This window comes from Clostridiales bacterium, from assembly GCA_012512255.1.
Lineage (GTDB): Bacteria > Bacillota > Clostridia > Christensenellales > DUVY01 > DUVY01.
Genome location: JAAZDJ010000101.1, coordinates 1 through 3,430 on the forward strand (window position 1 = coordinate 1; position 3,430 = coordinate 3,430).

General features: G+C 46.0%; 4 protein-coding genes. All 4 read right to left on the reverse strand.

Annotation, left to right across the window (positions count from 1 at the left end):
• Positions 1 to 661, reverse strand: a 661-nt coding sequence (locus GX756_05295; GenBank protein NLC17278.1) for an oligosaccharide flippase family protein, incomplete at its 3' end; no start/stop codon positions are given.
• 171 nt (positions 662 to 832) lie between these two features.
• Positions 833 to 2,110, reverse strand: a complete 1,278-nt coding sequence (locus GX756_05300) for an O-acetylhomoserine aminocarboxypropyltransferase/cysteine synthase (protein NLC17279.1) — start codon at positions 2,108 to 2,110, stop codon at positions 833 to 835.
• 66 nt (positions 2,111 to 2,176) lie between these two features.
• Positions 2,177 to 3,106: a cysteine synthase A gene (gene cysK / locus GX756_05305; GenBank protein NLC17280.1), complete on the reverse strand. Its 930-nt coding sequence runs from the start codon at positions 3,104 to 3,106 to the stop codon at positions 2,177 to 2,179.
• Positions 3,107 to 3,239: 133 nt separating this feature from the next.
• On the reverse strand, positions 3,240 to 3,430 hold a 191-nt coding region (locus GX756_05310; protein NLC17281.1), incomplete at its 5' end, for a hypothetical protein.

The window sequence follows — 3,430 nt, forward strand, 5'->3', positions numbered from 1 at the left end:
CCCTAAACGCCGAAATAACAGCCACAAAGACTATGCTCGGCGCTATGGCTATATAGCTCAAAGCCGCCGAAGAGTTTCCTTGGGCTAGGGCTATCAATCTATGAAACAGCAATATAATCAAAGCGCAAATCGCCCCAAAAGCCGTAAGCGTAATTAAAGCCGTGGTAAAAGATTTGCGCGCCATGTCAATTTGGTCTTTTGTCGTCTTTTCGGCTATAATCCTGGACAGCGCCGAAGGCAATCCTCCCGACGATATCGTAAGCAAAAGCGCGTAAAGCGGAAAGACCATTTGGTATAGGCCGACCCCCTCGGCGCCCAAAATGTGCGTCAACGGGATTCTAAAAATAGCGCCCAGCAGTTTTGCCAAAAACGAACACGCGCCCAGCACTGCCGCGCCATAAACAAAGGTGTGGGCCTTTTTGTCTTGGGCTATGGCATCGGACTTGGGCGGCATAGCTAGGCCCTTGGGCTTGGGCAGCTTAATTTCGCTTAGGGACTTAGGCGAAATAGCTTCGCCTTTTAGTTTTGGCAACACAGCTTCGCCTTGGGACTTGGGCAAGACAGCTTCGGCCTTAGGCAAAACAATCTCGCCCGCACTCTCAAAATCAACCTTTTTTATACTGGGCGCGGCTTTTATACGCTTCTCAGGCGACAAATTCATAATTCTATGTTATGTAAAACCTTGTCTTACTATGCTTTACAAAAATTTTTGATTTTTTTAAAAAATAGCTTTTTATACGCTATTTTTTCTTTTTAATAATAAACATCAAAAAAAGGAAGGTTTTGGCCTTCCTTTTGCTTTAGTTGCTTATTTTCTAAACTACAAAATTTTTTACTCTTTAGCAGCTTGGAAGCCGCGATCTAAGTCGTCCAAAATATCTTTTATGTCTTCTAGCCCGATGGATAATCTTATTAGCTCGGGCAAGACCGCCGCTTTTTTTAGATCCTCTTCGCTAAGCTGCGAGTGCGTGGTGGACGCGGGATGAATTACCAATGAGCGCGCGTCCGCGACATTGGCCAGAAGCGAAAACAGCTTAAGCGCGTTTATAAACTTTTTGCCCGCCTGAATTCCGCCTTTGATGCCAAAAGTCAAAATGCCGCCCGCGCCTTTTGGCAGGTATTTTTGCTGGCGCTCATGATATTGGTCGCCCTCAAGCGCGGGATAGTTTACCCACTCCACCTGCGGATGATTTTTTAGATATTTGGCGACAGCCAAGGCGTTGGCGCAATGCCTTTCCACCCTCAAAGACAAGGTTTCTATGCCCTGCAAAATCAAAAACGCGTTAAAAGGACTCAAACAAGCGCCCGTATCCCTTAGCATCTGCACTCTTAGCTTGGCGATATAAGCGTCCGGCAAATCTGCGTAAACTAAATTGTGGTAAGTCGTATCGGGCTCGGTAAAAGAAGAGTATCTTCCGCTTGCCCGCCAGTCAAAGTTGCCCATATCAATCACTATTCCGCCTATGCTGTTGCCGTGCCCGCCCAAATACTTAGTCAAAGAATGCGCCACTATATTAACGCCCCACTTTTTCGCCTCAAACAAATAAGGCGTGCCAAATGTGTTGTCTGCAATCAAAGCCACCTTGTGGCGCTTGGCAATCTCGGCCAATTTTTCTATATCAGGGATATTAATGCCCGGATTGCCTATGGTTTCAAAAAATATCGCCTTGGTTTTGGGATTGATTGCTTTTTCAATCGCGCCGAAGTCTTCGGGGTCAACCAAGTGCGCTTTTATGCCGTATTGTGAATAAAAGCGGTCCTTAAACAATGTATATGTCCCGCCGTATAATGTGCTGACCGAAATAATCTCATCGCCCACGCTCGCGATATTAAGTATGGAATACAATATCGCCGCCATTCCGCTTGAAGTCGCCACGGCGCCTACCCCGCCTTCCAACGCCGCCATTCTTTTTTCCAAAACGGCGACCGTCGGGTTGTTTATGCGCGAATAAATATAGCCGTTTTCTTTTAGGTCAAACAACGCCGCCGCGTGGTCGGCGTCTTTAAAAACATAGGATGTCGTTTGATAAATGGGCACGACGCGCGAGCCTGTGGAGTCAATCTCATGGCCGGCGTGAAGGGCTTTTGTGTTGAATCCTAACTCTTTCATAACTATCTCCTAAGTATTTATTATACATTATCAATACAAAAAAGCTAAATTAATTTTTATAATATCTTAGCTAAACAAAGGCGTTGACAAATATCTCTCGCCCGTGTCGGGAAGCAAGATGACTATTGTTTTGCCCGCGTTTTCGGCCCTTTTGGCCAATTCGTTCGCCGCCCACAAAGCCGCGCCCGAAGAAATGCCCACAAGCAATCCTTCGGCTTGGGCGACAGCCTTGGAAGCGGCAAAAGCGTCATTGTCCGAAACCTGAATTATTTCGTCCACCACTTCCGAGGAGTAAGTCTTGGGCACAAAGCCCGCGCCTATTCCCTGTATCTTGTGGGGGCCGGGCGCGCCGCCCGACAAAACGGGCGAACTTTGGGGCTCTACCGCCACAACCCGTATATTGCCGTTGTGTTGTTTTAAAACCTTGCCCACGCCGCTTATCGTGCCGCCCGTGCCCACGCCGGACACAAATATGTCCAATTTGCCTTCGGTGTCTTTTAAAATCTCTTGGGCTGTTGTTTCTTGATGGATTTGAGGATTGGCGGGGTTTTCAAACTGCTGTGGGATAAAAGAATTGGGGTCTTGGGCGGCCAATTCGCGCGCCTTGTCTATCGCGCCCTTCATGCCCAAATTGCCATCGGTCAATACTATATTAGCGCCCAAAGCTTTTAACAGGTTGCGCCGTTCAACGCTCATGGTCTCGGGCATGGTCAATGTGAGCTTATAGCCTCTTGCCGCGCTCACCCATGCAAGCGCTATGCCCGTGTTGCCGCTAGTGGGCTCTATTATATGGGTGTCCTTATTGATAATCCCCTTTTTCTCGGCGTCTATAATCATTGCGTAGCCTATGCGGTCTTTGACGCTGCCGCCGGGGTTGAAATATTCCAGCTCGGCTATGATTTTGGCTTTTAGGTTGTTTTTTTTGTTGTAATTGGACAACTCCAAAAGGGGCGTATTGCCTATAAGCTCGGTTAAGGATTTTGCTATTTTCATAATATAAACTCCATTTAAATATATTAATCCTATATGATTAGTATGAAATGAATATACATTAACAATATATTCGCTGTCAAGTATTTTTGATATGTGTTTTCAACAAAAAACAGCGTTTTTTTTGATAGGCGCTGTTTTAGATTCCAAACGAGATGTTTTGGGAATTAATTTTTTTGTAATGGATAACTATGTCTTCCAAGGATATGTCCTCAAGCAAGCTCAAAAGGCATTCATCCGCTTTTTTATAGACCACTTGGGAAATGGAATATTCTATATCGGTCACATCGTTAATTGTCTTGGACTCCGTTACCCTGCCTTCTAATAGGC

What these genes read in the sequence shown, in the direction of transcription:
- GX756_05300 (NLC17279.1), bottom strand. Translation starts at nt 2,110, where the DNA reads ATGAAAGAGTTAGGATTCAACACAAAAGCCCTTCACGCCGGCCATGAG.